Consider the following 3,137-nt stretch of genomic DNA (forward strand, 5'->3'; position numbering starts at 1 on the left):
AAAAATACGGGATTCTAAGGCTCTTTTTATTTTAGACTTTCGGATAGCAGTGAAAATAAAATAAAGTTTACTGTGGCATTTTTTTTAAACAGTTAACACTTGATTAGTAACAAATACATATAGAAAGATGTCAGAAAAAAGTAAAAAACAATTTGGAGTTTGGATGGATTCGCATCATGCTACCATTGTAGGAAGAGAAAATGTAGATTCAGGAAACTTCGTAGTTTTAGGTCATGAAACCGTAGACGGACAAGGCTACAACACCAGTGAAAATGCCGCTAACAATGCCGAAAGAGATCTGCTACGTAAATTATTTAAAAGCATTACGGCTCACATGCAAAACGTAGATGAATTGCATGTAACGGGAACTGGCACGGCGCAAGAGCAATTTATCAATTATTTGAGCGAAACACCTCAATATAAAAATGTAGAAGCCAAAGAAAGTACCTCTAATAAAATGAGTGATGAAAGTTTAATTGACTTTGTGACGGCACAATTCAACTAATAGATTTTTAATACCAAAAAAAAGCTGCCTGAAAAGACAGCTTTTTTTTGGTATTACAACATTTAAATATTGTATGATTCACTTACTTGTTTAGTTCTTGTAGCGATGAAACTAAACGATATTTTATTTAATAGTACCTTCGTAAAAAAAAATAGTTATGCGTTTTTCCTTGGTCATCATCGTTTTATTGAATGCTTTGCTGCTGGTTAATTGCAGTTCGAAAAAAAATACTAATATTTCCTATCAATCAACTACTGTTGAGAACAATAACAATACACCAAAATTAAATATTTTTGTTCCGCGAAAATCGAAAGCAGAGCAATCGCAAGTATTGATTTTTGTGCATGGAGGAAACTGGAATAGCGGACGAAAAGGAACTTATGATTTATTGGGCCGCAATTTTGCCAGAAAAGGCGTAATCACTGTAATTCCGGATTACACACTAAGCCCAGAAGCGAATTATGATGGCATGGCAAAGCAAATTGCAGCCGTAATTCAGTGGACTAAAAAAAATATTAGTCAATACAACGGAAATCCAAATCAAATTTTTATCACTGGACATTCAGCAGGAGGACATCTTGGTGCTTTGGCAGTAATGAATCCTAAATATGGGACAGATCCAAAAAGCATTGCTGGAATTATATTGAATGATGCTGCGGGATTGGACATGAAAAATTATTTAGAAGGGAATCCACCCACAGCCGAAGATGATTATTTAGCAACATGGACCACCAATCCAGAGCAATGGAAAGCGGCATCTCCAATATATTTTATAGATAAAAACACACCTCCGTTTTTAATTTACGTAGGCGACAAAACCTATAATTCCATAAAAATTGCCAACAGTAGATTTGTAAGTGCTTTAAAACCTTTTCAACCAGATGTCATGCCTATACGCTTGAATAAAAAGCATGTCCCAATGGTACTGCAATATTTTTACCCTTGGAGCGATAGATTTGATGAGATTCTTACTTTTATGAAACAAAATAAGTAACAATTCATGTTTTGGGTATTCATTTTATCGATGCTTAATTCTAATGATTTTTTTAGTGAGATTTTAATAGCATAATGGCTGTTGTCTTTAGAATTAATTATCTTATTGTTTAATTTAAGTTTTTGCTGTGTTCAACTCATAAATGCAAAAGACAAAGTAGATAAGTTCATAGGCGTATAAATCATCACTTACTTTATTCAAAGACTGACAATTTTCAATCATTTCGCCAAAGTATTATCTTTAATTTGATCCATAAAAAAGGTTTACAGCACTTTTGAAGTATAAAAATATTTAGAAAAAAACCTATAAAAAACTCGTATTACAATCTCAACTTGAAACCGACCACTTTAAACAAAAATTTCGTAAATTTGCACTCCAAATAAAAGGGATAACAAAATGTTAGATAGACTTCAAATAGTAAAACAACGTTTCGATGAGATTTCGGATTTGATTATACAGCCGGATGTGATCTCCGATCAAAAGCGTTATGTGCAATTGAATCAAGAGTACAAAAATTTAAAAGCATTGGCCGAGAAGCGTGATGAGTACGTGCTTATTATGGCAAATATTGAGGAAGCCAACGAAATTATAGCCGATAACAGTGATGCAGATATGACCGAAATGGCCAAAATGCAACTCGAAGAAGCAAAGGAAAGATTGCCAGAATTAGAGGATGAAATCAAATTTATGTTGATTCCAAAAGATCCAGAAGATGCCAAGAATGTTATGGTGGAAATTCGTGCTGGAACAGGTGGGGATGAAGCGAGTATTTTTGCAGGGGATTTGTTCCGTATGTATACCAAATATTGCGAAAATCAAGGTTGGAGAACTTCTGTGGTAGACATGAATGAAGGAACTTCAGGTGGATTTAAAGAGGTTATTTTTGAAGTAACTGGCGAAGATGTTTATGGAACTTTGAAGTTTGAAGCGGGTGTACATCGTGTACAACGAGTACCACAAACAGAAACTCAAGGTCGTGTGCACACTTCAGCAGCAACCGTTATGGTATTACCAGAAGCAGAGGAATTTGATGTTCAAATTGATATGAATGATGTGCGTGTCGATTTCTTTTGTTCATCAGGACCTGGAGGACAATCGGTAAATACAACGAAATCAGCGGTTCGTTTGACACACATTCCAACAGGATTAGTGGCGCAATGCCAAGATCAGAAATCACAACACAAGAATAAAGATAAAGCTTTTGGCGTATTGCGTTCCCGTTTGTACGAACAGGAATTAGCTAAAAAACAAGCTGAAGATGCTACCAAACGTACTTCTCAGGTAAGTTCTGGTGACCGTTCAGCTAAAATTCGTACCTACAATTATGCACAAGGTCGCGTTACCGATCACCGTGTAGGTTTGACGTTGTACGATTTAGGAAATATCATGAATGGTGACATTCAGAAAATTGTAGATGAGTTGGCACTAGTCAATAACATGGAAAAATTGAAAGAGGCTAGCGAGGTATTTTAAATAAAAAAAAGTGAAATTCGTTTCACTTTTTTTTGCAATACTCGGGATCTGAAAGAGAATTTTTACAAAAAAATAAGCAATGAAGCCTACATTTAGTTTTAAATACTATTTGTAGGCTTCAATGATTCTATAGGTAACCAAGTCGTTTGTTCCCATTAATTTGAT

General features: G+C 34.8%; 3 protein-coding genes. All 3 read left to right on the plus strand.

Annotated features, from left to right (window positions below):
• Window positions 1-127 precede the first annotated feature (127 nt).
• The 3 genes from AC061C_RS15485 (at window position 128) to prfA (ending at window position 2,972) form a co-directional block, all read left to right on the plus strand.
• A complete protein-coding gene (locus tag AC061C_RS15485; protein WP_478291917.1) occupies window positions 128-505 on the plus strand; it encodes a hypothetical protein in 378 nt (125 codons plus the stop codon).
• A 157-nt stretch (window positions 506-662) separates the two neighbouring features.
• Window positions 663-1,499: an alpha/beta hydrolase gene (locus AC061C_RS15490; RefSeq protein ID WP_478291918.1), complete on the plus strand. Its 837-nt coding sequence runs from the start codon at window positions 663-665 to the stop codon at window positions 1,497-1,499.
• 396 nt (window positions 1,500-1,895) lie between these two features.
• The gene (gene prfA, locus AC061C_RS15495; protein ID WP_309755656.1) at window positions 1,896-2,972 is read left to right on the plus strand and encodes a peptide chain release factor 1; all 1,077 of its coding nucleotides are present in this window, start codon (window positions 1,896-1,898) and stop codon (window positions 2,970-2,972) included.
• Window positions 2,973-3,137 lie beyond the last annotated feature (165 nt).

Source organism: Flavobacterium sp. GNP010, from assembly GCF_056428945.1.

Bases quoted from the DNA above. Each gene is read 5' to 3' on its own strand.
- AC061C_RS15485 (WP_478291917.1), top strand. From the start codon at position 128: ATGTCAGAAAAAAGTAAAAAACAATTTGGAGTTTGGATGGATTCGCAT.
- AC061C_RS15490 (WP_478291918.1), top strand. From the start codon at position 663: ATGCGTTTTTCCTTGGTCATCATCGTTTTATTGAATGCTTTGCTGCTG.
- prfA (WP_309755656.1), top strand. From the start codon at position 1,896: ATGTTAGATAGACTTCAAATAGTAAAACAACGTTTCGATGAGATTTCG.